This is a genomic window from Coprococcus sp. AM100_B19A, assembly GCF_027662015.1.
Classification (GTDB): domain Bacteria; phylum Bacillota; class Clostridia; order Lachnospirales; family Lachnospiraceae; genus Allocoprococcus; species Allocoprococcus comes.
The window spans coordinates 110,491-136,948 of sequence record NZ_JAQDKN010000008.1 but is presented as its reverse complement, the minus strand read 5'-3'; the positions used below and the strand labels follow the sequence as shown (position 1 = coordinate 136,948).

General features: G+C 43.6%; 22 protein-coding genes. 14 read left to right on the top strand and 8 right to left on the bottom strand.

Features of this window, described 5'->3' with window-relative positions; all coding sequences use genetic code 11:
* Positions 1 to 10: 10 nt before the first annotated feature.
* From PGQ33_RS10205 to PGQ33_RS10160, 10 genes are all read left to right on the top strand, one after another.
* Complete coding sequence (locus PGQ33_RS10205; protein ID WP_022220457.1) at positions 11 to 1,255, top strand: 3-isopropylmalate dehydratase large subunit; 1,245 nt, start codon at positions 11 to 13, stop codon at positions 1,253 to 1,255.
* An 11-nt stretch (positions 1,256 to 1,266) separates the two neighbouring features.
* Positions 1,267 to 2,145, top strand: coding sequence for an NAD(P)-dependent oxidoreductase (locus PGQ33_RS10200; protein ID WP_270205681.1), 879 nt, complete (start codon positions 1,267 to 1,269; stop codon positions 2,143 to 2,145).
* A 457-nt stretch (positions 2,146 to 2,602) separates the two neighbouring features.
* Complete coding sequence (gene asnS / locus PGQ33_RS10195) at positions 2,603 to 3,994, top strand: asparagine--tRNA ligase (RefSeq protein WP_173685934.1); 1,392 nt, start codon at positions 2,603 to 2,605, stop codon at positions 3,992 to 3,994.
* Positions 3,995 to 4,103: 109 nt separating this feature from the next.
* Entirely contained in the window at positions 4,104 to 4,793 is a 690-nt protein-coding gene (gene vanR, locus PGQ33_RS10190) for a VanR-ABDEGLN family response regulator transcription factor (protein ID WP_008371692.1), read from the top strand.
* On the top strand, positions 4,783 to 6,012 hold the full coding sequence (locus PGQ33_RS10185; RefSeq protein WP_270205680.1) for a sensor histidine kinase: 1,230 nt from the start codon (positions 4,783 to 4,785) through the stop codon (positions 6,010 to 6,012). The genes vanR and PGQ33_RS10185 overlap by 11 nt, the downstream gene beginning before the upstream one ends.
* The gene (locus tag PGQ33_RS10180; RefSeq protein ID WP_270205679.1) at positions 5,918 to 6,979 is read left to right on the top strand and encodes a metallophosphoesterase family protein; all 1,062 of its coding nucleotides are present in this window, start codon (positions 5,918 to 5,920) and stop codon (positions 6,977 to 6,979) included. The genes PGQ33_RS10185 and PGQ33_RS10180 overlap by 95 nt, the downstream gene beginning before the upstream one ends.
* Positions 6,976 to 8,529, top strand: coding sequence for an ATP-binding protein (locus PGQ33_RS10175; RefSeq protein ID WP_270205678.1), 1,554 nt, complete (start codon positions 6,976 to 6,978; stop codon positions 8,527 to 8,529). The genes PGQ33_RS10180 and PGQ33_RS10175 overlap by 4 nt, the downstream gene beginning before the upstream one ends.
* A gap of 20 nt (positions 8,530 to 8,549) precedes the next feature.
* A complete protein-coding gene (locus tag PGQ33_RS10170; RefSeq protein ID WP_117559018.1) occupies positions 8,550 to 9,557 on the top strand; it encodes a LacI family DNA-binding transcriptional regulator in 1,008 nt (335 codons plus the stop codon).
* 218 nt (positions 9,558 to 9,775) lie between these two features.
* Complete coding sequence (locus PGQ33_RS10165; protein WP_270205677.1) at positions 9,776 to 11,449, top strand: glycoside hydrolase family 13 protein; 1,674 nt, start codon at positions 9,776 to 9,778, stop codon at positions 11,447 to 11,449.
* A gap of 11 nt (positions 11,450 to 11,460) precedes the next feature.
* The gene (locus tag PGQ33_RS10160) at positions 11,461 to 13,452 is read left to right on the top strand and encodes a glycoside hydrolase family 31 protein (protein ID WP_270205676.1); all 1,992 of its coding nucleotides are present in this window, start codon (positions 11,461 to 11,463) and stop codon (positions 13,450 to 13,452) included.
* A gap of 93 nt (positions 13,453 to 13,545) precedes the next feature.
* Here the strand turns inward: PGQ33_RS10160 and PGQ33_RS10155 are convergent, their stop codons facing one another.
* The 4 genes from PGQ33_RS10155 to murC all read right to left on the bottom strand — a co-directional run bounded on the left by PGQ33_RS10155 (position 13,546) and on the right by murC (position 18,344).
* On the bottom strand, positions 13,546 to 14,733 hold the full coding sequence (locus tag PGQ33_RS10155; RefSeq protein ID WP_055261717.1) for a ribose-phosphate pyrophosphokinase: 1,188 nt from the start codon (positions 14,731 to 14,733) through the stop codon (positions 13,546 to 13,548).
* The gene (locus PGQ33_RS10150) at positions 14,733 to 15,728 is read right to left on the bottom strand and encodes an ATP-binding protein (RefSeq protein ID WP_117824499.1); all 996 of its coding nucleotides are present in this window, start codon (positions 15,726 to 15,728) and stop codon (positions 14,733 to 14,735) included. The genes PGQ33_RS10155 and PGQ33_RS10150 overlap by 1 nt, the downstream gene beginning before the upstream one ends.
* Positions 15,729 to 15,742: 14 nt before the next feature.
* Positions 15,743 to 16,843, bottom strand: coding sequence for a DnaD domain protein (locus PGQ33_RS10145; RefSeq protein ID WP_270205675.1), 1,101 nt, complete (start codon positions 16,841 to 16,843; stop codon positions 15,743 to 15,745).
* A 121-nt stretch (positions 16,844 to 16,964) separates the two neighbouring features.
* Positions 16,965 to 18,344: a UDP-N-acetylmuramate--L-alanine ligase gene (murC, locus tag PGQ33_RS10140; RefSeq protein ID WP_117559023.1), complete on the bottom strand. Its 1,380-nt coding sequence runs from the start codon at positions 18,342 to 18,344 to the stop codon at positions 16,965 to 16,967.
* A 210-nt stretch (positions 18,345 to 18,554) separates the two neighbouring features.
* On the opposite strand from murC, the gene PGQ33_RS10135 reads away from it, so the two are divergent.
* From PGQ33_RS10135 to spoVG, 3 genes are all read left to right on the top strand, one after another.
* Positions 18,555 to 19,829: a glucose-1-phosphate adenylyltransferase gene (locus PGQ33_RS10135; protein ID WP_195479744.1), complete on the top strand. Its 1,275-nt coding sequence runs from the start codon at positions 18,555 to 18,557 to the stop codon at positions 19,827 to 19,829.
* Positions 19,826 to 20,944, top strand: a complete 1,119-nt coding sequence (gene glgD / locus PGQ33_RS10130) for a glucose-1-phosphate adenylyltransferase subunit GlgD (RefSeq protein WP_055249425.1) — start codon at positions 19,826 to 19,828, stop codon at positions 20,942 to 20,944. Before PGQ33_RS10135 ends, glgD begins: the two co-directional genes overlap by 4 nt.
* A 106-nt stretch (positions 20,945 to 21,050) precedes the next feature.
* Positions 21,051 to 21,338, top strand: a complete 288-nt coding sequence (spoVG, locus tag PGQ33_RS10125) for a septation regulator SpoVG (protein ID WP_008368997.1) — start codon at positions 21,051 to 21,053, stop codon at positions 21,336 to 21,338.
* A gap of 96 nt (positions 21,339 to 21,434) precedes the next feature.
* On the opposite strand, the gene PGQ33_RS10120 is transcribed toward spoVG, so the two are convergent.
* The 4 genes from PGQ33_RS10120 to PGQ33_RS10105 are packed head-to-tail and all read right to left on the bottom strand — an operon-like array spanning position 21,435 to position 25,879.
* The gene (locus PGQ33_RS10120) at positions 21,435 to 22,247 is read right to left on the bottom strand and encodes a Cof-type HAD-IIB family hydrolase (protein ID WP_270205674.1); all 813 of its coding nucleotides are present in this window, start codon (positions 22,245 to 22,247) and stop codon (positions 21,435 to 21,437) included.
* 12 nt (positions 22,248 to 22,259) lie between these two features.
* Positions 22,260 to 23,636 (bottom strand): UDP-N-acetylmuramoyl-tripeptide--D-alanyl-D-alanine ligase, encoded by a 1,377-nt coding sequence (locus PGQ33_RS10115; protein WP_270205673.1) that lies wholly within the window; start codon positions 23,634 to 23,636, stop codon positions 22,260 to 22,262.
* Positions 23,637 to 23,663: 27 nt separating this feature from the next.
* Complete coding sequence (locus PGQ33_RS10110) at positions 23,664 to 25,118, bottom strand: nicotinate phosphoribosyltransferase (protein WP_008368990.1); 1,455 nt, start codon at positions 25,116 to 25,118, stop codon at positions 23,664 to 23,666.
* A 26-nt stretch (positions 25,119 to 25,144) separates the two neighbouring features.
* The gene (locus PGQ33_RS10105) at positions 25,145 to 25,879 is read right to left on the bottom strand and encodes a lysophospholipid acyltransferase family protein (RefSeq protein ID WP_270205672.1); all 735 of its coding nucleotides are present in this window, start codon (positions 25,877 to 25,879) and stop codon (positions 25,145 to 25,147) included.
* 132 nt (positions 25,880 to 26,011) lie between these two features.
* Between PGQ33_RS10105 and PGQ33_RS10100 the strand changes: the two genes are divergently transcribed.
* Positions 26,012 to 26,458: a protease complex subunit PrcB family protein gene (locus PGQ33_RS10100; protein WP_118199738.1), complete on the top strand. Its 447-nt coding sequence runs from the start codon at positions 26,012 to 26,014 to the stop codon at positions 26,456 to 26,458.

Sequence of the window (26,458 nt, the reverse complement as noted above, 5' to 3'; positions counted from 1 at the left end):
GGAGAAGAAAATGGGCGAGACGATTATTGAAAAAATTATCAGACACAATACAGGAAAAGCCGTAAAGCCGGGAGACATTGTGACGGTTAATGTTGACCGCGTGATGATCCATGATATTTTCATCCCCTTTGTGGCAGAAAAATTTGAAGAAATGGGATTTACGAAACTGCATGATCCGGACAAGGTTGTTCTGATCTATGATCATCTGGTTCCGGCAAGTCAGCAGGATGATACCAGACATTTTCGTACCGGAGATGCATTTGCAGATAAATACGGACTTACACATGTACACAGAAGTGACGGAATCTGTCATCAGCTGATGACAGAGGCTGGCTATGTTAAACCGGGTGATATCGCATTTGGAACCGACAGCCATACCACAACTTATGGATGTGTTGGAGCATTCTCATCCGGTATCGGTTATACCGAGATGGCAAGTATCCTTGGAACCGGAACGATGTGGATCAAGGTGCCGGAGACGATCAAAGTTGTAATCGATGGTGAACTTCCGGAAAATGTCATGTCAAAGGATATCATCTTACGACTGATCGGTGATTTGAGAGCAGACGGTGCGACTTACAGAGCACTTGAATTTGCCGGAAGCACCATTGAAAATATGACAGTTGCAAGTCGTATGACAATGGCAAACATGGCAATCGAAGCAGGTGCAAAATGCGCACTTTTCACACCGGATGAGAAAACTGCCGAGTATTGCAATATTGAATTAAATGATTATCAGAAGAGTCTGGTTGGTGATCCGGATGCAACTTATATGAGAACGATCACTTATAAAGCAGAGGACTTTGTACCGGTTATGGCCCTTCCGTCACAGGTTGACAAGATCAGAAATGTATCCGAGGTAGAAGGAACCGAGATCGATCAGGTATTTATCGGCTCTTGCACAAACGGACGTCTGGAGGATCTTCAGGCAGCAGCAGAAGTGTTAAAGGGCAAAAAAGTTGCGGATTTTGTAAAACTGATCGTGACTCCGGCGAGCCGTAAGATCTACAAGCAGGCAGCAGATATGGGAATCCTTACGACTTTATCTGAGGCAGGTGCGATCATTACCCATCCGGGTTGCGGACTTTGCTGTGGACGTACCGGAGGAATTCTGTCAGACGGAGAACGTGTGGTTGCAACCAACAACCGTAACTTCCTTGGACGTATGGGAACTTCTAAGGTCGAGATTTATCTGGCATCTCCGAGAACAGCGGCAAGCTGCGCGGTGGCAGGAAAGATTGTAAGTCCAAAGTAGAGGAGTTCACTATGAAAAAAATTGGATTTATCGGTGTTGGCATCATGGGAAAATCCATGGTGCGCAACCTTATGAAAACAGGTTATGAACTGCATATTTACGCAAGAACAAAAGCGAAAGTCGATGATGTGATCAGCGAGGGTGCAATTTTTCATGAATCTATCAAAGAATGTGTACCTGGATGTGATGCAGTGATCACCATCGTTGGTTTTCCGAGAGATGTGGAAGAGGTTTACTTCGATGAAGGCGGTATTCTGGAAAATGCAGATTCGGGAACCTATCTGATCGATATGACAACTACAAGCCCGATGCTTGCAGAAAAGATTTCAAAAGAGGGCACAGAAAAAGGATTCCATGTGCTGGATGCGCCTGTAACAGGTGGGGATACCGGAGCAAAAAACGCTACATTATCCATCCTTGTCGGCGGCGAGAAAGAAGATTATGAAGCTTGTATGGAGCTTTTCAAAGCAATGGGAACAAACATCAATTATCAGGGAAAAGCCGGATGTGGACAGCATGCAAAGCTTGCTAATCAGATTATGATCGCCGGTGCCTTAAGTGGTGTATGTGAGGCCTTTTCCTATGCGCAGGCCAAAGGACTGGATCTGAATGTCCTTTTTGATTCGGTCTCTACCGGGGCAGCAGGAAGCAAACAGTTGGATGCTTTCGGACCAAAGATCATTGCCGGAGATTATGCACCGGGATTCTTTATGAAGCATTTCATCAAGGATATGAAGCTTGCGCTGACTGAGGCAAATATGAGCGGACTGAGTCTTGAGGTGCTGAGTCTGGTACTGTCAAATTATGAAGAGTTGGCACAGGAAGGGCTTGGAGATCTTGGGACACAGGCGCTGATCAAGTATTATGACGTGCAGGATGTAGAAGAATAGGATATAACGAGAAAACCCGCTGATCTTTCGACCAGCGGGTTTTCTTGTGCTTTTTATTTAATTTCTAAAGGAATGAGAGTAAAGTGCGGCAATCGGGGTAACCCGATTGCGCTTACTTTATGAGGGGGGAGATAGTTGTTTATCAACTATCTGACTCTTAGTATACAGATAAATTGTGTTCAAAATATGTCTATATCATAAAAGAAAAAGAAAATTTCTTAAGGAAAAATGAACTATCGATTAAGGAATATTGATTAGAGTACAATAAAAAAATCATTGCGAAAGTACTTTCAAATGTAATCAGATTCTTTTTACATCGTTGCAACTGCGGTAGTTTAATGGTATACTGGACATATTGCAAAAGTAGAAAATGGCAGCAGAAGCTGTCGGCAATGTTTACAAGGCTCATTGGGGTTATGTGAAATATATAAGAGAGTAATACGGAGGAACAGAACAGATGGATTTGGTAACAGTAAGAGAATTATACAGAAACAGAGAGGAATATCTGGATAAAGAAGTGACCATCGGGGGATGGGTGCGCAGTATCCGTGATTCTAAGACATTTGGATTTATCGTTGTAAATGATGGATCTTTCTTTGAAAACCTTCAGGTAGTATATCATGATAATATGGAGAACTTTGGCGAAATTTCCAAGCTGAATGTTGGTGCGGCAATCATTGTAAAAGGAACACTTGTCGCAACACCACAGGCAAAGCAGCCATTTGAGATCCAGGCAACAGAAGTTGTTGTAGAAGGTACCTCTGCACCGGATTATCCGCTTCAGAAAAAACGTCACAGCTTTGAATATTTAAGAAGTATTGCACATCTCCGCCCGAGAACTAATACTTTCCAGGCAGTATTCAGAGTTCGTTCCCTGACCGCATATGCGATCCACAAATTTTTTCAGGAGAGAGGATTTGTATATGTACACACACCGCTGATCACAGGAAGTGACTGTGAGGGTGCAGGAGAGATGTTCCAGGTGACAACCATGGATCTGAACAACGTACCGAAGAACGCAGACGGAAGCGTGGATTATTCCAAGGATTTCTTCGGAAAAGAGACAAACCTTACGGTAAGTGGACAGCTGAACGGTGAGACTTACGCGCAGGCATTCCGCAACATTTACACATTCGGACCGACATTCCGTGCAGAAAACTCGAACACCACACGTCATGCAGCAGAGTTCTGGATGATCGAGCCTGAGATCGCATTTGCAGATCTGGAAGATGACATGATCCTTGCAGAAAACATGCTGAAATATGTTATCCGCTACGTGATGGAAAACGCTCCGGAAGAGATGAATTTCTTCAATTCTTTCGTAGACAAAGGACTGATTGACCGTCTGAACAACGTTGTAAATTCTGATTTCGCAAGAGTTACTTACACAGAAGCAATCGAAATCCTTGAAAAGCACAATGACAAATTTGAATACAAAGTATCATGGGGAGCAGATCTGCAGACAGAGCATGAACGTTATCTGACAGAAGAGATCTACAAACGTCCGGTATTCGTTACCGATTATCCGAAGGAGATCAAAGCTTTTTACATGAAGATGAATGATGATAACAAGACCGTAGCAGCAGTTGACTGTCTGGTTCCTGGAATCGGTGAGATCATTGGAGGAAGCCAGAGAGAGGACGACTACGATAAGCTTGTTGCAAGAATGAAAGAGCTTGGACTTAAGGAAGAAGATTACGGATTCTATCTGGATCTGAGAAAGTACGGATCTACAAGACATGCAGGATTCGGACTTGGATTTGAGAGATGCATCATGTATCTTACAGGAATGTCCAACATTCGTGACGTAATTCCGTTCCCAAGAACTGTGAATAACTGCGAACTGTAAAAAAGAAGAATGAAGAAAAAGGGGACCGGGAACTGCATCAAAAGGGTGTGTTTTCCGGTCTGCTGTTTTATACGCAAATCTTTCTATATACGGAAAGGAAAAGTGAAATATGAATATTTTAGTTGTAGATGATGAAAAAGAAATTGCGGATGTCGTAGAATTATATCTGCAAAATGAATACCATGTTTTGAAATTTTACACAGGGCAGGAAGCATTGGAATGTATTGAGAAGACAAATGTGGATCTGGCGATCCTGGATGTGATGCTGCCGGATATTGACGGTTTCACGATTCTGAGAAAGATCCGTGAGAAATACACATTTCCGGTGATTATGTTGACCGCGAAGACGGAGTACCGGGACAAGATCACCGGGCTTACGATGGGGGCTGACGACTATATTCCGAAACCATTCAACCCGCTGGAGCTGGTAGCGAGAGTGAAAGCACAGATGCGCAGATACACGCAGTACAACGATGGTAAGAAAAGTGATTCTGAGAATATCATTGATTTTGCAGGACTCTTGTTAAATAAAGAATCCCACGAATGCATCTATAATGAGCAGTCTCTTCCGCTGACACCAACGGAATTTGAGATTCTGTGGATTCTTTGTGAGAATCGCGGAAAGGTGATCAGCTCACAAAGATTATTTGAAGAGGTCTGGCATGAAGAGTATCTGAAGAACAGCAACAATACGGTGATGGTACATATCCGGCATCTGCGTGAGAAATTGAGTAAACCGACTGGAAAATCAGATCTTATCAAGACTGTCTGGGGAGTGGGATACAAAATTGAAGAATAATTACAGAAAATTAAAACTGAGCATATTGCTTCAGACGGTTTTTATTACGGCCCTGACGGTGCTGGTTGGCAGATTTATTCTGGAGTATTTTATCGATGGTATTTATAATGACAGCTTTGCCAATGGCTTTTTGCGAATATTGGAAGCTTTTCATGTGAGTGAAGAGACCGCAACATCTTTGTATTGGCAGTGGATCGGCAATAATAAAGTGTTCTTTATGATCCTCGGTTTTTTACTTTTATTTTCGTTGTTTTTTTATGTGGCACTTTCAAAAATGACGCGTTATCTGGAACAGGTAGAAGATGGGATTGAAAATATTATTTCAGCGTCTGACCAGCCAATCCGGTTGATTACGGAGTTAAAACCAATCGAGGATCGTCTCAATGAGATTAAAGAGACATTAAGGAGCCAGGAGGAAGAGGCAGAAAAGCTTGAGCAGAGGAAAAATGATGTCCTGCTTTTTCTGGCACATGATTTAAAAACACCGCTTACTTCTGTGGTGGCGTATCTGAGTATGCTGGATTCTCATCCGGAGATGCCGGCAGAGGAGCGCGCCAAATATACGCAGATATCTCTGGAGAAGGCGAATCGACTGGGGGATCTTTTGAAAGAGTTTTTTGAAAGTATAAAGTTGAATCTGCAGGATATTGAACTGGATAAGGTAGATATTGATCTGACCATGATGCTGGAACAGATTGCAGACGAACTCTATGGGGTACTTCAGGAGAAGATGCTTACCTGCAAGGTGGAAGCAGAGGAAGAAATCCTGATCGAGGGAGATCCGGATAAGCTTGCCAGGGTTTTTGATAATATTCTGCGAAATGCCATAGCATACTGCCGGGAGAAAAGTGTGCTTCTGATCCAGGCTGCCAAGGAGGAGAACCAGGTAAGAATCTGTTTTGAAAATGAAGGAGATACGATACCGGAAGAGAGCCTGAAGAGGATCTTTGATAAATTTTATCGCGCGGATGCGTCGAGATCCAGCAGTACCGGAGGAGCAGGGCTGGGGCTTGCCATTGCAAAAGAGATTGTAGAGCTGCACAAGGGACAGATCATTGCCGAGAGCAGTGAGGGAAAGACACGTTTTATCGTGACACTTCCCCTTAAAGGAGGAGTAGAAAGTAATGAAATTCATACACACAGCGGACATTCATCTGGGGGCAGAGCCGGACGCAGGAAGTTCTTACACCGCAAAGCGGCCGGAAGAACTGTGGAATAGCTTTGAGCGTCTTTTAAATATCTGTGAAGAAGAACAGACAGATCTTCTTCTGATCGCAGGGGATCTGTTTCACAGACAGCCGCTTTTAAGAGAGCTGAAGGAACTGGATTATTTATTTTCCAGACTGACACATACACAGGTCGTGCTGATGGCGGGCAACCATGATTACCTGAAAAGTACGTCCTATTACCGGAATTATAAATGGCAGGGACCGGTGCACATGTTTTTGTCTCAGAAACCTGCCTGTATGGAATTTAAAGAGCTTGGAGTCCGCATATACGGACTCAGCTATGAGGAACGGGAGATCACAGAACCGCTTTATGAGAAAATCCTTCCGGAAAAAAGAGGAATAGCCTCCATCCTTCTGGCCCATGGCGGCGATGAAAAGCATATCCCGTTCCGAAAGAACGAATTACTGAAGCTGGGATATGATTATATTGCTCTTGGGCACATTCATCTTCCGGCAGAGCTTGCAAAGGACCGGATGTATTACGCAGGATCCCTGGAGCCTACAGATAAAAATGACACCGGGAAGCATGGTTATATCAAAGGGGAGATTAAAAATGGAAGAACCCGGACGGAATTTATTCCTTTTGCATCCAGAGAATATGTGCATATGGAAGTAGAAGCAGGAAGAGAGATGACCGGACGGGAAATGAAAGAAAAAATTTCCCTTTCCATACGGGAAAGAGGTATACAGAACATTTATAAAATCATTCTGCGGGGATTTCGGGATCCGGATATGATCTATGATACCGACCGGATGGATTCCTATGGAAATATTGTCGAAATCCTGGATGAAACAAAGCCGGCATATGATTATGAAAAGTTGAAAAAACAAAATGCAGGAAATCTTCTGGGCTGGTACATAGAAAGTTTTGCAGAAGCAAAGGATGACAGTGTGGAGTCAATCGCATTGGCTGAGGGAGTACAGGCCATGCTGGAGGCAAAGGGGAGCAAATTATGAAGATAACAGAACTGATCCTGAAGAATTTCGGTAAGTTCACGAATAAGCAGATCCTGCTTACGGATGGGATCAATATTATTTACGGAGAAAACGAATCGGGAAAAACAACGCTGCATACCTTTCTGAAGGGAATGCTTTTTGGAATGGAAAGAAAGCGCGGGCGTGCCGCCGCAACAGATACATTCCGTACCTATGAGCCTTGGGAGAATCCAAACTTTTATGCGGGAATCCTGCGGTTTACCTGTGGCGGTCGAAAATTCCTGCTGGAACGAAATTTCGATCGGTATGCGAAAGGCGGCTCTCTGATCTGTGAAGATGATGGAGAAGAATTGTCACTTGAGCATGGGGATCTGGAAGTTCTGTTAGGTGGTATGACAGAAAGTGATTATGAAAATACAGTTTCGATAGGACAGCTCCGGGTACAGACCGGAGAAATACTGGCGGCGGAGCTGAAGAATTATGCGGCAAATTATTATGCAACCGGGAACAGCGAGATTGACCTCGAAGGGGCGCTTGCCCTTTTAAAAGAGCGGAAGAAAGAGCTGGAAAAAGAAGAACGTGAAAAGAGGCAGCTGATCAGCGAAAAGAAAGAGCGGGCAGAGATGGAGGCATCCTATGTCTGGCGGGATCTGCATCAGTTAGAAAATGAAGCGGAACAGCTGAAAAGAAGCTGTGAAGAGAAACGCAGAGAATGGGAAAGCTGGGTAAATGAAGATAAAAAGCGGAAGAAACGGGAAGAGGCAGCAGGATATTTTGCCGGGTGGAGGATTCATCCACTGGAGGCAGTGAGTATGCTGGGGGCATTTTTTGTGACTTTTCTGCTTTTTCATAAGCCGTGGAATTTTCTTGTGGCAATCGTGGTGGCACTGGCTGAAGGGCTGTATGTCTGGAATTGTCTGAAAGATGGAAAGAAGAAAAAGAAAGCCAGATTACAGGAGATAAAAGAACAGGGCATTTCTCTCAAGGCAGATTATGAGAGGCAGAAAGGAAAGCTTGCAAAAGTACAGGAAACCTATCATGAAAAAGAAGTGTTGTATGAAAATCTGCAGGAACGAGTCGGCGAGTTCGATGAGATGAACAGTGAAGAGATAGAGCGATTAAAAAACAAGCAGGGTGTTGAACTTGCTATGGAACAGTTGACCAGACTTGCCGCACAGATGCAGAGCCGGACAAGCGATCTTATGAATACAGAAGTATCTGCAGTCATGGATGCCATCACAGATGGAAAATATAACAGACTCTGGGTAGACGAAAATCTGCATGTGCAGCTTATGAGTAATGGGAAAAAGATATCCATGGATCAGGTGAGCCGGGGAACCCTGGAGCAGATCTATTTTGCAATCCGGATGGCGGCTACAAAAATTCTCCACGAGGAAGAATGTCCGATAATCCTGGATGATGCATTTGGCTATTATGATGACAGGAGACTTATCCAGACACTTCGCTGGCTGAAAGACAGTAAGCGGCAGGTGATCATATTCAGCTGCCAGAAGAGAGAGATGGAAATGCTGGAAAAGATGGGGTGTGGATATCATAAGATAATGTTGTAAAGAAAGAGGAGGAAGATTTTATGATTCGGCTTCAGGATATTGCAGAAATGGCAGGTGTCAGCCGTACTACGGTATCTAATGTTATAAATGGCAATACCAAAAGAGTTTCCCAGAAAACGATTGATAAAATCACGACTATTCTTAAAGAACAGAACTATGTTCCGCATATGGGTTCCGTGATGCTTTCCGGCCATGGTTCCAGAATTATAGGTGTAGTACTCGGATTTTCTTATGCCCATGGTATGCAGTCACTTCAGGATCCATTTGTGGGAGAACTGATCGGAACGATTCAGATGGAAACGGAAGAAAATGGATATTATGTTATGCTTATTGGCGGTGAAAGTATTCAGAATGTAGTGGATATTGCCTCAAAATGGAATGTAGAGGGATTGCTTATCCTTGGCTACAATGAAGAACAGTATCGCAGGCTTTCGCGCAGATTAAACAAGAAAATGATTCTGATCGATGCTTATCCGGAAGGTGCTTATACCTTCCAGAATGTCGGTATAGATGATTATTCGGGAGGGTATCAGATTGGAGAATACCTGTATTCCTGTGGATATAAGAAAGCATTGTTTGTTGCGGAAACGGAGAGAGACAGTGATTACTATCGGTGGATGGGATTCAAACAGGCGATGGAAAAATCGGGGGGATTCTGCAGTCGCTCCCGATATATAATTATTCCGAGTGAAAAAAGATTGCGTCTCAGAAAATACAGAGAGCTTCTCCCACGTTTTTTAGAAGCAAAAGCACTTGCGTTTTCCTCAGATTATAATGCGATGGAAGCGATAAATTTCTTTTTTGATGAAGGCATCATGGTTCCAGATCAGATTTCTGTTACAGGATATGATGACAGTGTCTACGCAAGTATGGTTCGACCGAAACTGACAACGGTTCATCAGGATGTTCCGCAAAAGGCGCATGTGGCGCTGAAACGTCTGCTGAAATTAATTCAGGGAGAGACACTGGACGAATTAAATATAAAAAATCCAGTCTATCTGGTAAAGAGGGATTCTGTCAGGGAATGACAGGATCCTTTTTTCAACTTTGCATGTATACAGGTAAGCCGGTGGAATGGTCTGGTTGTTTTTGTGCAGACTGTATAAAAACAGGAAATAAACTTTGTTGTCTTTTATAGTTTCGCGAGAAACCTCTTGATTTTGCTAAGATGTATGGGGTATCATGAATAGTGTTATTACAGGAGCGGTTAAATAATACTAAACAATTATAAACGAGGAGATTTGGCATGGAGAAAAAATGGTGGAAAGAAAGTGTAGTATATCAGATATATCCAAAGAGTTTTAAAGACAGTAACGGTGATGGTGTGGGAGATATCAGAGGAATCATACAGAAACTGGATTACCTCAAAGAACTTGGGGTAAATGTATTGTGGATTTCTCCGATGCTGGAATCACCTCAGGACGATAATGGTTACGATATTTCTGATTACCGCAGAATTTATGAAGAATATGGAACGATGGAGGATTACGAGGAATTGTTGTGTGAAGCACACAAAAGATCCATCAGGATTCTGATGGATCTCGTAGTCAACCATACTTCAGATGAACATAACTGGTTTATTGAAAGCAGAAAATCAAAAGATAATCCATATCGTGATTATTATATCTGGAAAGATCCGGTAAACGGAAAAGAACCTAATAACTGGGGCGGAGTATTTGGCGGTTCTGCATGGGAATATGATCCGCAAACTCAGATGTATTATCTGCATCTGTTTTCAAAAAAACAGCCGGATCTCAATTGGGAAAATGAAAAAGTACGCCAGGAAGTTTATGACATGATGAAATTCTGGTGTGAAAAAGGAATCGATGGCTTCCGAATGGATGTTATCAGTATGATTTCCAAAGATCAGAGATTTCCGGACGGAGAAATGAATAACGGTCTTTATGGGGACTTTGGACCATATTGTGTACATGGTCCAAGGATCCACGAATTCCTTCAGGAAATGAATCAAAAAGTTCTTTCAAAATATGATATCATGACAGTCGGTGAGACCGCAGGAGTCACAATAGAAGAAGCACAGAAATATGCGGGTGATGACCGAAATGAATTGAACATGGTATTCCAATTCGAGCATGTGGAGAGTGGATGCGGAGATTATGGAAAGTGGACGACTGCAAGATATGACTTCAAAGAGTTCAAAAATATTATGATCAAATGGCAGGAAGAACTTCAGGGGAAGGCGTGGAACAGTTTGTTTTTAGGGAATCATGATCAACCGAGAAGTGTCAGCCGTTTTGGAAATGACAATCCGGTATACAGAGAAACTTCTGCAAAAATGCTGGCGACCTGTATTCATATGATGCAGGGAACGCCATATGTATATCAGGGTGAAGAGCTTGGTATGACAAACATTTACTTTGACAAACTGGAAGATTACCGTGATATTGAAAGTATTAATTACTTTGAAGAGTTTACGGAATCAGGTCTTATGACTCCGGAACACATGATGAAATGTCTGATGCTGAGAAGCCGTGACAATGCGAGAACTCCGATGCAGTGGGACGACAGTAAACAGGCTGGATTCACAGAGGGCGAGCCGTGGATCAAAGTGAATCCGAACTACAAGAAGATCAATGCAGCACAGCAGCTTGAAGATCCGGATTCTGTTTTCCACTACTATCAGAAACTGATCCGATTGCGTAAAGAAAAAGACATTATTGTTTATGGTGAATTTGAACCTCTTTACCGTGCGGATGAACAGATTTTTGCGTACACAAGAAAACAGGATCAGGAAAAGCTTCTGACTGTCTGCAACTTCAGCGATAAGAATGCAGAAGTAGAAGTGCCGGAAGAATTTAAAGGCGCAGAGTGTCTGATCACAAACCTTGGAAGAAAAGAATTTGAAGGAAAAATTGTTCTGAATCCATATGAAGCATTTGTACTATATTATAAACACTAGGTGATAAAGAAATGATTAGAAAATATAGATATGGAACTCCGTTTGATACGGAGGCACTGACTGAAAAGATTGAAACAACAGAGGGCGTTTTCCCGTATGGAGAGGTCAGTCAGGAGGAAGGATTTGTTTTTACTTATATCATGGATGAAGATGACATTGTCTATGGTCTGGGTGAAGCCAATCGTGGAATCAACAAGAGAGGGTACTGTTATATCAGTAATTGTACAGATGATCCGGTACACACAGAGGACAAGCGTTCTCTGTACGGAGCCCACAACTTCATTGTTGTGAGCGGAAAGAGGACGTTTGGATTATTTTTCGACTATCCCTCAAAACTGACCTTTGATATTGGATATGACAGAGAGGATACCCTTAAGGTATCTTGCGAAAATGCTGATTTGGATATCTACGTGCTTGAAGGTAAGAATGCTTATGATATCGTAAAACAGTTCCGCCACGTAATCGGACGCAGCTATATCCCACCGAAGTTTGCTTTTGGTTTCGGACAGAGCCGCTGGGGTTATACGACGAAAGAAGATTTCCGTACTGTCGCAAAAGGATATCGGGAGAATCATATTCCGATCGATATGATTTACATGGATATTGACTATATGCAGTCATTCAAAGATTTCACAGTGAGTGAAGAAAATTTCCCGGATTTTCCGGAATTTGTAAAGGAAATGAACGACCAGAGTATTCGTCTGATTCCGATCATTGATGCCGGTGTCAAGGTTGAGCCGGGATATGAGATTTACGAGGAAGGTGTCAAAAACAACTATTTCTGCAAGAGAGAAGACGGAAGTGATTTTGTTGCAGCTGTATGGCCGGGAGATACCCATTTTCCGGATATGCTGAATCCGGAAGCCAGAAAATGGTTCGGAGACAAATATCGTTTTCTGATCGAACAGGGAATAGAAGGTTTCTGGAATGATATGAACGAGCCTGCGATCTTTTATTCTTCCGAAGGCCTTGCAGAGGCAAGAGAACTTGCCGGAGAGTTTGCAAAGGATACCGAAGGCAAGACCCATCCCTGGGAAATGCAGGACAAGATGCTCAGTATTGCAAATAATCCGGAAGACTATAAAAGATTTTATCACAATGTGGATGGCAAAAAGATCCGCCATGACAAAGTACATAATCTTTTTGGCTATAATATGACAAGAGCGGCCGGAGAAGCGTTTGAACGCATTGACCCGGAAAAACGTTTTCTGATGTTTTCCAGATCTTCTTACATCGGAATGCATCGTTATGGCGGAATTTGGACCGGAGATAATAAATCCTGGTGGTCACATATCCTTCTTAACCTGAAGATGCTGCCGTCTCTGAACATGTGTGGTTTCCTGTATACAGGTGCTGACCTTGGAGGTTTTGGTGCTGATACAACAAGAGAATTGCTGCTACGTTTTCTCGCACTTGGTGTATTTACACCACTGATGCGTAATCATTCGGCGACGGGGACAAGAGAGCAGGAGTGTTATCAATTCGAAAATATCGAGGATTTCCGTGCTGTCATTAACACCAGATATCGTCTTGTGCCGTATCTGTACAGCGAGTATATGAAAGCTGCGCTGAGTGATGATATGTATTTTAAGCCTTTAGGGTTTGTTTATCCGGATGACAAGAGAGCAATCCGCGTAGAGGATCAGCTGATGCTCGGAAACGAGATTATGATTGCTCCGGTTTATGAGCAGAACGCAAGAGGCCGTTATGTTTATCTGCCGGAAGAAATGAAATTTGTCAAGTTCCTGCCGGATGGAAGCATTTCGGAAGAGATTCTCGCGAAAGGTATCCATTATGTAGATGTGGCATCAAATGAAGTACCGCTCTTCATTCGAAATGGTAAATGTATCCCGGTTGTAGAAGCAGCAGAGTGTGTGAAGAATATTGATACCGAACATCTGCAGCTTATCGGATACGAAAACAGTAGTTATACCATGTATGAGGATGATGGGATCCGCAAAGATTACGATAAAAAAGAGAATTACCGAGTATTCACAAATTAACGTTTAAGAGTAAAAAAATACTGCTTAGATATCAGAAAATGATATTCAAGCAGTATTTTTTGTCATACAGCGGAAAAATTTCGCTCGTATAAATTAATCGATCGCTTCCCCTTTTTTATATTTCTCAACTACATTCTGGATACGTTCGCTTGGATCAAGGATGCTGCTGATAGAAGCATCATGGTTCAGTGTATCGATCACCAGTGCGATGTACTTGCTCATGTCGCAGTTGATGTAGTAAGGACGGCTGAGCAGTTCCGGTGTCTGATAGATCAGGTTTGTTGTGAGGATTCCGTTGATCAGTCCTTCTTCGTAAGCCTGGTCGAATTTTTCCATACCGTTTGTGAAAAGTCCGAAGGTTGCAGCAGCGTAGATACGTTTTGCTTTACGCATCTTGAGCTGGCGTGCTACATCGAGGATACTGTCACCTGACGAAATCATATCATCGAGGATGATTACGTCTTTTCCTTCTACGGAAGAGCCAAGGAATTCGTGTGCTACGATCGGGTTACGTCCGTCTACGATGGTTGTGTAGTCACGGCGTTTGTAGAACATACCCATGTCGAGTCCGAGTACGTTGGCAAAGTAGATTGCACGTCCGGTTGCACCTTCATCCGGGCTGATCGCCATCATATGGTCAGCATCGATCTGAAGATCTGGTACATGCTTTAAAAGTCCTTTTACGAACTGGTAAGTCGGACGGATCGTCTCAAATCCGTTCAGCGGGATCGCATTCTGGACACGTGGGTCGTGTGCATCGAAAGTGATGATATTGTCAACACCCATGCGGACAAGCTCCTGCAGACCAAGTGCACAGTCCAGTGATTCACGGCCGCTTCTCTTGTGCTGGCGGCTTTCATACAGGAAAGGCATGATGACGTTCAGACGACGTGCTTTTCCTCCTACAGCGGCGATGACACGCTTCAGGTTCTGGAAATGGTCGTCCGGTGACATATGGTTGGTATTGCCGCTGAGCGAATAAGTCAGGCTGTAGTTGCAGACATCGACCATCAGATAAAGGTCTTTTCCTCGTACAGACTCATTGATAATACCTTTGGCTTCACCAGATCCAAAACGCGGTACCTTTGCGTTGATCAGATAGTTCGGCTTTTCGTAGCCGTTGAAAACAAGATTGTCTTTCTGGAAACGAGTCTCTTCCTTTCTCCATTTTACGAGATAGTCATTGACTTTATTTCCCATCTCTTCACAGCCGTCTACAGCAATAATGCCGAGAGAGCCAACTGGAATATTATCCAGAATTCGTTCACTTCGATGTAACATCAGTGTTCCTCCCTGTACATAAGTTTCTTTTGAATGCGGATATCATCACCGGCAAGGCGAAGTATCTTATAATGGTTGCTTATCCGGGAAAATGTACGTTCTGTATAGTTCGTCTTGATTTCCTCCAGAGTAAGATTAGTAGAAATGATCGTGGATTTCCTGTTCAGGATCCGATCATTTAAACACACAAAAAGCTGAGAAACGACAAAGTCTGTATTTCGTTCGGTTCCCAGGTCATCAATGATCAGCAGATCACACTGGTGGATCTGCTCATATAAAAGACAGCTCTCATCATTCCGGGTCAGTGCTTTTTCAAGGAGCGCATCGAAAAATTCAGAGGCAGTCAGGTAAAGAACGGAATGCAGAGAATCCATCACTTCTTTTGCAATGCAGTGACTGAGAAATGTCTTCCCAATACCAGTATTCCCAAAAAGGAGCAGATTACCATGTTCGGTATCAAAATTGTGGATGAAATTCATACATTCCTGATAAGCCCGCGTTGCAAGCTCGCGGGAATTCTGACCGGAAAGCCGGTCTCTATAATTGGATGAATAATAATCAAAATTAAAATGTTCAAAATTTTCCTGTTCGAGAAGCCCTTTTAAGTTGGACTGGGTGTAGAACAGATCAATGATCGCTTTTAAAAAGCAATGGCACTTTTTCGTGCCGACATAGCCGGTATCCTGACAGTCTGGACATTCAAAATGCTGTTCCAGATAGTCTTCCGGGAATCCGGCGTCGGAAAGGAGTCGGCGGCGTCTGTCAGAAAGAGACCGGATATCTTCCTTCAAAGAAGCGAGGGCAGTGTCATCGCCTGCGAGCAGCTTTTTCGCCTGATCAAGACTGGCAGAAGAAATAGAGGCATCAATCGATGCAAGCTCCGGAATCTTCTGGCAGGCACGTTCGTAGTGAAGATTCGCGAGGTCGCGGCTCTTCGCTCTTTTTTCTTCATATACGCGCATCAGCGCATTGTATTGTGAATTAGTTAACGGCACAGTGTTCCCCTTTCTTAGTTACTGCGTAATAATTCTTTGGTAAGCTCGTCCATATTGTAAGAACGTTCTTCAAAATTACGGAATTTGGAAGGCTGCTGGGCAGAAGGTGTACGGTTTTGCCCCGAAGGAGTTTTCCTCCGGTCTTTTTCCTGCTCAAAGGCAGAATCAAGACGCTCAACATCTGTCAGTGTACGAACGTTGCCCGTCTTCCAGTTTTCGAGAATCTTGTCAGTATATTCAAAACTTGGCTGGTGGATCGCACTGATGGTGCGGTTGCATGCTTCCAGAATGAGATCCAGTTCGAAATTCCCATCCTCCAGCCATTTGCGGATATAATCCAGTTCGGCAGATGCAGGTCCCCGCCCTTTGATGCCAAATGCATTCAGGATAGAATAGCAGGTTTTGTTGTAAAATGCAGAGGAATTACGTGCCTGATCGACGGTTGTAATATGTTCATCTGCCCATGAAAGTGCTACTTTCTGAATGTAATGCATGCTCTTATGTCCGTTCTCCACACAGTATTCGATCAGATACTCGATCAGGTCTGCGGAAAAACCAAGGGAATCATAAAAGTAGGTAATCGCATCAACATCGGTACGGGATAAGGTTTTGCCAAGATATTGTTCAGCAATAAAAAGAATCTGCTTTAATTCTCTTCTTGCAGCAAGGGAACGTCTTGATGCAGGAAGATTCTGACCGGCAGCTTTGTCTGAAACAGTGGTATTTCCATCAGACTGCGCGACCGGAGATTTTTCATGAACGGAAGCAGACTGTGCGGAAGGTGTATGGAAAGCCGCTTTGACAGGTGTCTGATGAGTTGGTGCTTTTCCGATACAGATTCCGGCGAGTTCATTTGTTTCGTCATATTCGAGAGAAAGAATTCCTTCTTTTTCCCAGTATTTGAGTGCGCGCAGGATATCGCCTTCGGTATTCTCCAGAAGGTCTGCCATCTGCGGGATATCCGGAAGCTGCTCCGGGATATTCTGATAACGGAGAAGAAGAAGATAGACTTTTACATATTCTCCGTTCGCAGATACCATATAATGATCGATAAAGTCATTCTCCACGATCGTTATGTTATTGTGGGAATGATTGCGCAAAATAAGTGCACTCATAATTTCCGCTTCCTTTCTTTTCTGACTTTGTTCATTATAACATCATCCCAGATTGTAAAAAAGAATTTTCTGACGGAAATTTTTGTTATTACAGATAAAATTTCGCAAATATTGGAGAAAATCAGGCTTTTAACAGGTCTTCCCCAATGGTTACAACATCTCCGGCACCCATTGTGATCAGAAGATCGCCAGGCTGGCAATGGGTGGTGACGAATTCTTCGATGGCTGCAAAGCTTGGCAGATAAGTTGCGTCACATCCATGTTCTTTGACTGCATCTGCAAGCTGTGCGGAAGAGATGCCTAAAGTATCTGTCTCACGCGCTGCATAGATGTCAGCAAGGATTACATGGTCTGCATGTGCGAGTGCTTCAGCAAATTCTGAGAATAATGCTTTTGTACGTGTATAAGTATGTGGCTGGAAAATACACCACAGCTTTTTATGTGGATAATGTGCAGCACTTTTCAGCGTTGCAGCAATCTCTGTCGGATGGTGTGCGTAATCATCAATGATGGTCACTCCGCCGACTTCACCTTTGTATTCAAAACGGCGGTCTGTTCCGTGGAAGGAAGCAAGACCTGTCTGGATCGTCTCCGCAGGAACACCAAGAATATCGGCAACTGCGATTGCCGCAAGTGCGTTATATACGTTGTGCTCACCGCCAACTGCAAGAGCGAGATGGGCAACATTCTGTCCGTTTTTTACGACATCGAAAGAGGCATTGCCCTGTTCGTTATAAGTAATATTGGCTGCACTGTAATCCAGGGAAGCTTCTTTGCCAAAAGTGATAACACGACAGGAAAGATCGGAGGTGATCTCTTCAATTTTATCAATATCTCCGTTGATGACGAGAGTTCCGTTTTCCGGAAGAAGCTTAGCAAAAAGGTGGAAAGAATTACGGATATCGTCCAGGTCTTTAAAAAAGTCCAGGTGATCCGCATCCACATTCAGAATAATACCGATTTTCGGGAAAAAGTGCAGGAAACTGTTGGTATATTCGCATGCCTCCGTAATAAAAAGGTCAGGTCCGCCGACACGGATATTGCCTTCGATCGCTTTCAGGATACCGCCGACAGAGATTGTCGGATCCAGGTCTGCTGCAAGAGCAATATGAGAAAGCATAGAGGTTGTGGTTGTCTTACCGTGTGTACCGGATATAGCAACCGGTGTCTTATAGTTAGTCATAAGCTGACCGAGTAATTCTGCTCTGGATAACATCGGAAGATTCTGACGCTTTGCTTCTGCAAATTCTTCGTTGTCTTCGTGGATCGCTGCGGTATAAACTACAAGGTCGATACCGTCTATAATATTGGAAGCTTTCTGACCGTAAAATACGGTTGCACCATTCTGAGACAGATGATCCGTAAGTGCCGATTCTTTGTTATCGGATCCGGATACTGTGAAGCCTTCTTCAAGAAGGATCTCAGCGAGTCCACTCATACTGATGCCGCCAATTCCGATGAAGTGGATATGGCAAGGCTGATTAAAATCAATTTTATACATAATGACACTTCCTGTTCTGTGAATTTGTTTCATAGTATTTGACTTACGTGCATAATTATAACATAGATAGGTCAAAAACCAAACCTTTTCTTTTTGTGATATTTCTATAAAAAAGATAGGTAAACAGAAATATTTTTGTAAAATATGTTCACTATATGTATGTAATATGTTATAATGAAAAAACCAGAATTACTGAGAAGGGGTGAAGACATGATAAAAAAGGAAATGATAGCAATGCTATTGGCAGGAGGACAGGGCAGCAGACTTGGCGTCCTGACTGCAAAAGTTGCTAAACCGGCTGTTGCATTTGGCGGCAAATACAGGATCATTGATTTTCCGCTGAGTAACTGTATCAACTCAGGAATCGATACAGTCGGTGTCCTGACCCAGTATCAACCACTCAGGCTTAATACACATATTGGAATTGGTATTCCGTGGGATCTGGACCGGAATATCGGAGGGGTGTCAATTCTTCCGCCGTATGAGAAGAGTACAAGCAGCGAATGGTATACAGGAACGGCGAATGCAATTTATCAGAATCTGGAGTATATGGAGACATTTAATCCGGATTATGTACTGATCTTATCAGGAGATCATATTTACAAGATGGATTACGAGGTCATGTTGGATTTTCACAAGGAGAATCATGCAGATGTGACGATCGCGGCAATGCCGGTTCCGATCGAAGAAGCAAGTCGTTTCGGAATCGTAATTACCGATGAAGACAAGAGAATCACCGAGTTTGAGGAGAAGCCGGCGAATCCGCGGAGCAATCTTGCGTCCATGGGAATTTATATTTTCAGCTGGCCGGTGCTCAAAGAGGCACTGATTAAGATGAAAGATCAGCCGGGATGTGATTTCGGAAAGCATATCATTCCGTACTGTCATGAAAAGAAGCAGAGACTGTTTGCATATGAATATAATGGTTACTGGAAGGATGTCGGTACATTGAGTTCTTACTGGGAAGCTAATATGGAACTGATCGACATTATTCCTGAATTTAATCTTTATGAGGAATTCTGGAAAATTTATACGAATAATTCAATTATACCGCCACAGTATATCTCAAAAGAAGCTGTGATCGACAGAAGCATCATTGGCGACGGAGCTGAGATATACGGCGAGATACATAACTGTGTGATCGGCGCAGGTGTTGTTGTTGGACAAGGCTGCGTGATCCGGGATTCGATCATCATGCAGGATGTTACGATAGGAAATGACTGTGTGATCGACAAAGCGATCATTGCGGAGAATGTTAAGGTTGGAGATAATGTAACCCTTGGAATCGGTAATGAAGCACCGAACAAGCTCAGGTCTGATATCTACAATTCCGGACTGGTTACGATCGGTGAGAATTCTGTGATTCCGGCAGGAGTACAGATTGGAAAGAATACTGCGATCAGCGGTATTACCGTGAAGGAGGATTATGTACAGGGTGCTCTTGAAAGCGGCGGAGTATTGATAAAGGCGGGTGACAGATCATGAGAGCAGTTGGAATCATTTTAGCAGGCGGTAACAACAACAAGATGCGGGAGCTTACACAGAGGCGTGCAGTGGCAGCGATGCCGATCGCAGGAAGCTACCGGGCAATTGATTTTGCACTCAGCAATATGTCCAATTCGCACATCCAGAAGGTAGCAGTACTTACTCAGTATAATGCACGTTCACTGAATGAACATTTGAATTCTTCCAAGTGGTGGGATTTCGGACGTAAGCAGGGTGGCCTTTATGTATTTACACCGACGATCACCGCAGACAATGGCTACTGGTATCGTGGAACGGCAGATGCGATCTATCAGAACCTGGAGTTCCTGAAGAGGTGCCATGAACCTTATGTGATCATCACATCCGGTGATGCGGTTTACAAGATGGATTATAACAAAGTACTGGAATACCACATTGCCAAGAAAGCAGATATCACTGTGGTATGCCGGGATCTGGATCAGGGCGAGGATGCAACCCGTTTTGGCATCCTGAAGATGAATGAGAATATGCGGATCGAAGATTTTGAGGAAAAACCGATGGTGGCAAATTCCAACACGATTTCCACAGGAATCTATATCATCCGCAGACGTCAGCTGATCGATCTGATCGAGCATTCAGCTGAGGAAGACAGATATGATTTTGTAACGGATATCCTGATCAGATACAAGAATCTGAAAAAGATATACGGTTATAAGATAAAAGACTACTGGAGCAATATTTCCACGGTCGATGCCTATTATAAGACAAACATGGATTTCCTCAAACCGGAAGTCCGGAACTATTTCTTTAAGCAGCTTCCAAGTATTTATTCCAAGGTGACAGACCTGCCTCCGGCAAAATATAATCCGGGTGCGGTCGTTAAGAACAGCCTTGTGGCAAGCGGAAGCATTATCAACGGAACCGTTGAGAATTCGGTTCTGTTTAAAAAAGTGTTTGTTGGAAATAATTGTGTGATCAAAAACTCAATTATTTTAAATGATGTGTATCTTGGGGACAATACTTACATTGAGAACTGTATTGTAGAGAGCAGGGATACGATCCGTGCCAATACACGGCATGTTGGTGAAGATGGCGTGAAAGTAGTAATAGAAAAGAACGAAAGGTACGCATTATAAAAACTGAGGGGGACTTGTAAGAGTCCGGATCAGAAGGCATGCCGGTCAAATAAAGGAAAAGGAGCGGACCGGTATGTGCGTTACTGGAGAAAGGGGCTAGAAAGTTATGCAGATTACAGATGTACGCGTGCGCAAAGTAGCAAAAGAAGGAAAATTAAAGGCAGTAGTATCAATTACAATGGACGAAGAATTTGTTGTTCACGATATTAAAGTCATTGAAGGGGAAAAAGGACTTTTCATTGCAATGCCGAGTAAGAGAGCACTGGATGGGGAATATCGTGATATTGCGCATCCAATCAATTCCGGTACAAGAGACAGAATCCAGAAGATCATTCTGGACAAGTATGCGGAAGTACTGGAAGAGACTGACGACGCGGAAACTGCAGAAATCTAAGTACAGAAAAATACTGAAAACAAAAATCCCGGAGACTGGAAGTAAAACCAGTTCTCCGGGATTTCTATATTTTGAGAAATGATATTTCTACGACGGTCAATCGAGCATAAACTGATCGATCACATAGAGAACTCCGTCATCATCATTTGATTTTGTGATAAAATCTGCTTTCTCACGGACCAGTGGCTGTGCATTTTCCATTGCCACTCCAAGACCTGCGGTTTCGATCATAGTCAGGTCGTTGTATCCGTCACCGCAGCAGATCATTTCATCAGCAGTCAGACCGATGCTGGTAAGAAGCTTCAGAAGAGAGGCGGCTTTGTCTACATTCTTTGGAACAATTTCGAGGAAAAATGGATCCGAACAGTAAACATCGATATAACCATGGAAATGAGCGGACATTTCCTCTTTAGCAGCAGCGATGCTGTCCGGTTCTCCGGTCAGGAGAAATTTATTGTTTGGAAATGTGGATACTTTCTCGCAGAAATTATCAATTTGTACAATTGGTAAATGGTTGATCCGAGATTCTAATTCGGAATATTTTGTCGGGGTAAATCCGGACAGAAGCTGTCCATCCTCATAAGCCAGAATATCAACCGGGTAGTTGGAAGCGATCCGGTAGATATCCGGGATCACGTCCTGCGGAAGTGTTTTGTTGTAAATGACCTGGCCGGTGCGGCAGTCAGTGATCCGTGCTCCGTTGAAGGATAGGATATAGCTTCCGTAACGTTCCAGATGGAGCTGCCTGGCAAGGGGAACCACGCCGTATGTAGGGCGACCGCTTGCAAGAACAACTTTTTTTCCGGCTTCCTGGATCTCGATCAGAGCCTTTAACGTTGGTGGAGTGATTTCTTTCCTGGAGTTGGTAAGTGTTCCGTCCAGGTCAAGAACAAGTATCTGATATTTCATGTCTTACCTCTCTTAAAACTTCATCTGTCTGAGTACATCAATGATCTCAGGAAATTCCATACCGTGGGAAGCTTTGACCAGAATGGTATCATCTTTTTTGACAACATTCCGGATTTTTCCCAGGAAGTCCTGTTTGGTTTTAAAGTAAAGTACGGCACTGCTCTTTGCACAGGCTTTTGCACCTTCATATGCGTGGTGGGAAAGTTCTCCGATACAGCAGATCACATCAATGCCGATCTCGGCAGCATGTGCGCCGGTATTGTAGTGAAGTTCATTTTCCTTATCACCAAGCTCATACATATCGCCCATTACAGCTACGGTTCTTCCTGTTGCGGTAGAAAGTACATCCAGAGAAGATTTCATGGAAACCGGATTAGCGTTGTAGCAATCATCGATGATCAAAAGAGATCCTGTGTCGATCAGATTGGTACGTCCGGCAATCGTCTTCAGGGAAGAGATCCCGGTCTGGATTTCCTTCAGAGTAAGTCCAAGCTTCATGCCGACACATGCTCCGGCGAGAGCATTATAAACCATGTGATTTCCAGGTACCGGGATATGTACGTTGATTTCACCAAGTGGAAGGTGGAGTACAGCGTCAGTTCCGCGAAGTCCCTGACTTACGATTCCGTCTGCATAGGCATCCAGCTGGTCTGAAAGACCGAAGAAAACAGGCTTTTTTCCTTGTACCTCTGCGACTGTGGAAAGTTTGTCGTCATCTCCGTTTAAGATGACAGAAGCATTTGGACGCAGATGATCAAAAACTTCGGTTTTGGCTTTTAAGATTCCGTCGCGGCTTCCGAGATTTTCCATGTGTGCAAGACCGATGTTGGTGATTACACAGATATCCGGCTGGCTGATGGATGCAAGTTCATGCATCTCTCCGAAATGGTCAATTCCCATCTCCAGGACAGCGACTTCATGTTCTTCGGTAAGATTGAAGATGGTAAGCGGAAGTCCGATTCCGTTGTTAAAGTTTCCCTCTGTCTTAAGAACATTGTATTTCCGGGAAAGGACAGAGGCAATCGTCTCTTTGGTGCTGGTCTTGCCAACACTTCCGGTGATGCCGACAACCTTGATGTCAAGCTGCATGCGGTAAAACGCTGCGATATCACGAAGTGCTTTTTCGCAGGATTCTACATGAATGCAGGGACAGGTAAGGGAAGAAGGATCTTCTTCTGTAAGAGTAGCAAGTGCACCCTGTTCCATAACCTGTGGGATAAAGGTGTGGCCGTCTACACGGGCTCCTTTGAGTGGAACAAAAAGAAATCCCGGTGCTGCTTTCCGGCTGTCGATTGCAACGCCGGTAATCTCTTTTTCAAGAAAACTGCTGTCGCCATGGAAGGTTCCATGGCAGGCAGCGGTTATATTTTTTAATGTCATATTTTTCATCGGTAATACCTCTTTTCAAATTGTAACCTAGTCATCAGCACTCATGCGGTCAAGAAGCTGTTTCTTTACTTCATAAAGTCTTGGAGACAGATCGATATACATCTGGTGAGGATTGAAGAGTCGTTTGGATTCATCCCACAGGGTATCTTTTTCCTGACGGCAGTAAGCGGCAATCTCTTTGACAGACGGGGAAGTGTAGACACATTCACCGTTGATGAAGATTGGCTGCATCATTTCGCGGACGGTATAGGTTCCGGCTTTCATCTTTGTCTTTTTCCATGTCTCGCTTGGATCAAAGAGGAGAAGATCTTCCTCCGGATTGATTTCTTCGTCTACAAAGCAGATATAATCAGCTTTCATCTTGCCGGTTTCTTTTTCGTAAATACGGTAAACCGTCTTGTTGCCCGGATTGGTGATCTTTTCTGTGTTCTCAGAAAGTTTGATTTTAGGTTCGAACTCGCCATTCTTATTCTGGATGGCAGCGAGCTTATATACACCACCGAATGAAGGACAGTCTTTGGAGGTGATCAGATTGGTTCCGACCCCCCATGAATCGATCGCTGCGCCCTGCATCTTGAGGTCGTGGATCAGATATTCATCAAGGTCGTTGGATGCGCAGATCGTTGCTTCTTCAAAGCCGGCCGCATCCAGCATTTTACGTGCTTTTTTGGACAGGTAGGCAAGATCGCCGCTGTCAAGACGGATACCAAGCTTTCTCGGACTGATGCCGGCATCTTTCATCTCCTGGAAGACACGGATCGCATTCGGCACACCGGATTTTAAGGTGTCGTAAGTATCGACAAGAAGGGTACATCCTTCAGGATAAAGATCTGCATAGGCTTTAAATGCGGTATATTCATCCGGGAAACTCATGATCCAGCTGTGTGCATGGGTTCCCATAACCGGAACGTCAAAAAGCTTGCCGGTAAGTACGCAGGAGGTTCCCACGCAGCCGGCGATCACGGCAGCACGTGCGCCGTATAATCCGGCATCCGGTCCCTGGGCACGGCGAAGCCCGAATTCCATAACACCGGTATCACCGGCAGCGTATACGATACGGGAAGACTTGGTCGCGATCAGACACTGGTGGTTCAGAATGTTCAGGATTGCGGTTTCCACAAGCTGAGCTTCCATGATCGGGGCAACGACTTTGAGGATCGGCTCCTTTGGGAAGATCAGGCTTCCTTCCGGAATTGCGTAAATGCTTCCGGTAAAGTGATAGCCGCTCAGATACTGAAGAAAATCTTCAGAAAAAATGTGGAGACTGCGAAGGTAATCCACATCATCATAGCTGAAGTTTAGATTTTTCACGTACTCAATAACCTGTTCAAGTCCGGCTGCGATTGCATAACCGGAAGAAAATGGGTTGGAACGGTAAAATACATCAAAAATTACGGTAGGATTGTCCTGCTTATCGTAATAACCCTGCATCATAGTCAGTTCGTATAAGTCTGTAAGTAATGTTAAATTTTTAGAATGCATAATCGTACCTCTTTTCTGTTATAGGTTTAGATCAGACTGGCGTTTTTCTTAATTGTGTCCTGAATAAGATCATGACAATAGATTCCAAGATGTTTTCTTGTCTCTTTATCCAGTTCTTTTGGATAGATTGGTTTGCCGTATTCGATGACGACATGTACTTTTTTTACACGTGGGAAATGTGCTTCAAAAATGTCAGCAGTATTGTTCATGCTAATCGGAATGATCGCACACCCGGTCTTTTCGGCAATCTTAAGTGCACCGTCACGGAATGGAAGCATAGAAAGCTCTTCGCCATTGTTGCGGGTTCCTTCCGGGAAAATGCAGATGGAAATGCCATTTTTTACATAATCAATTGCCTGAAGGATCGTCTTCAGACCTTCTCTCATATTGTCTCTGTCAAGGAAGAGACAGTACAGATTCTTCATCCATGTGGAAAGAAGCGGAATCTTTTCCATTTCTTTTTTGGCAACATAACCGGTCAGACGCCTGCACCGGCTGTAAGTAAGGAGAATATCAAAATAACTGCGGTGGTTGCCGATAAAGAGTACCGGTTCATCCGGAACATTTTCTTCACCGATCACGGTTGTCGTGACACCGGTCATCTTAAGAATCACTTTAAAGCCCCACTGAACGATGTGCAGAGAACTGATATCTTTGGCTCTGCGATTGAATTTACCAATGATCCATTCCACCAGAAAAACCGGAATGGACAGGATCAGGTAAAGAATTAAAAAGACTGCGATACAGATAAATCGTATCATTACCCAAAAATCCTCTCTTTCATTGTATAAAGTAACATACTTTTCTTCGATTATACTATTCGAGGCATGAAAATACAAGGAAGATAATATGATAATAAAGAGACAAAAAAATGGAAAAGTTTGTGAATAATTATGAGAATAAAATGCCGTGTGACAGGGGTGATCTGGATGCTGATTTTCCTTGGCGGCTGTCAGGTCATGGAAAAAGAGGAAGCGGGTGGAGAAATGCTGGAATATTCCATTGTGGATGAGAAAAAAGTTCCGGCGGAAATGACCGAACGCATTGCCGGGATGGAAGAAACCCCATTTCAGATCATGTATGTGCAAGGAGACCGGCTGTATGTCGGACAGGGGTATGGGAGACAGGAAATGGAGGGATATGCGATCCGGGTTGATGGCTGTACGGAAGAAAAAGATGTGATCTGTGTACAGACAACACTTCTGGGACCGGGAAGTGACGAGACAGAAAAAGATGGGGAGGAGATGGAAAATATCTGTATGCGGGAAGATGGATTTTCCCAATACCCATATGTTGTCCTGGAAATGGCAAAAAGCGAAAAACCGGTGATATTTGAGTAG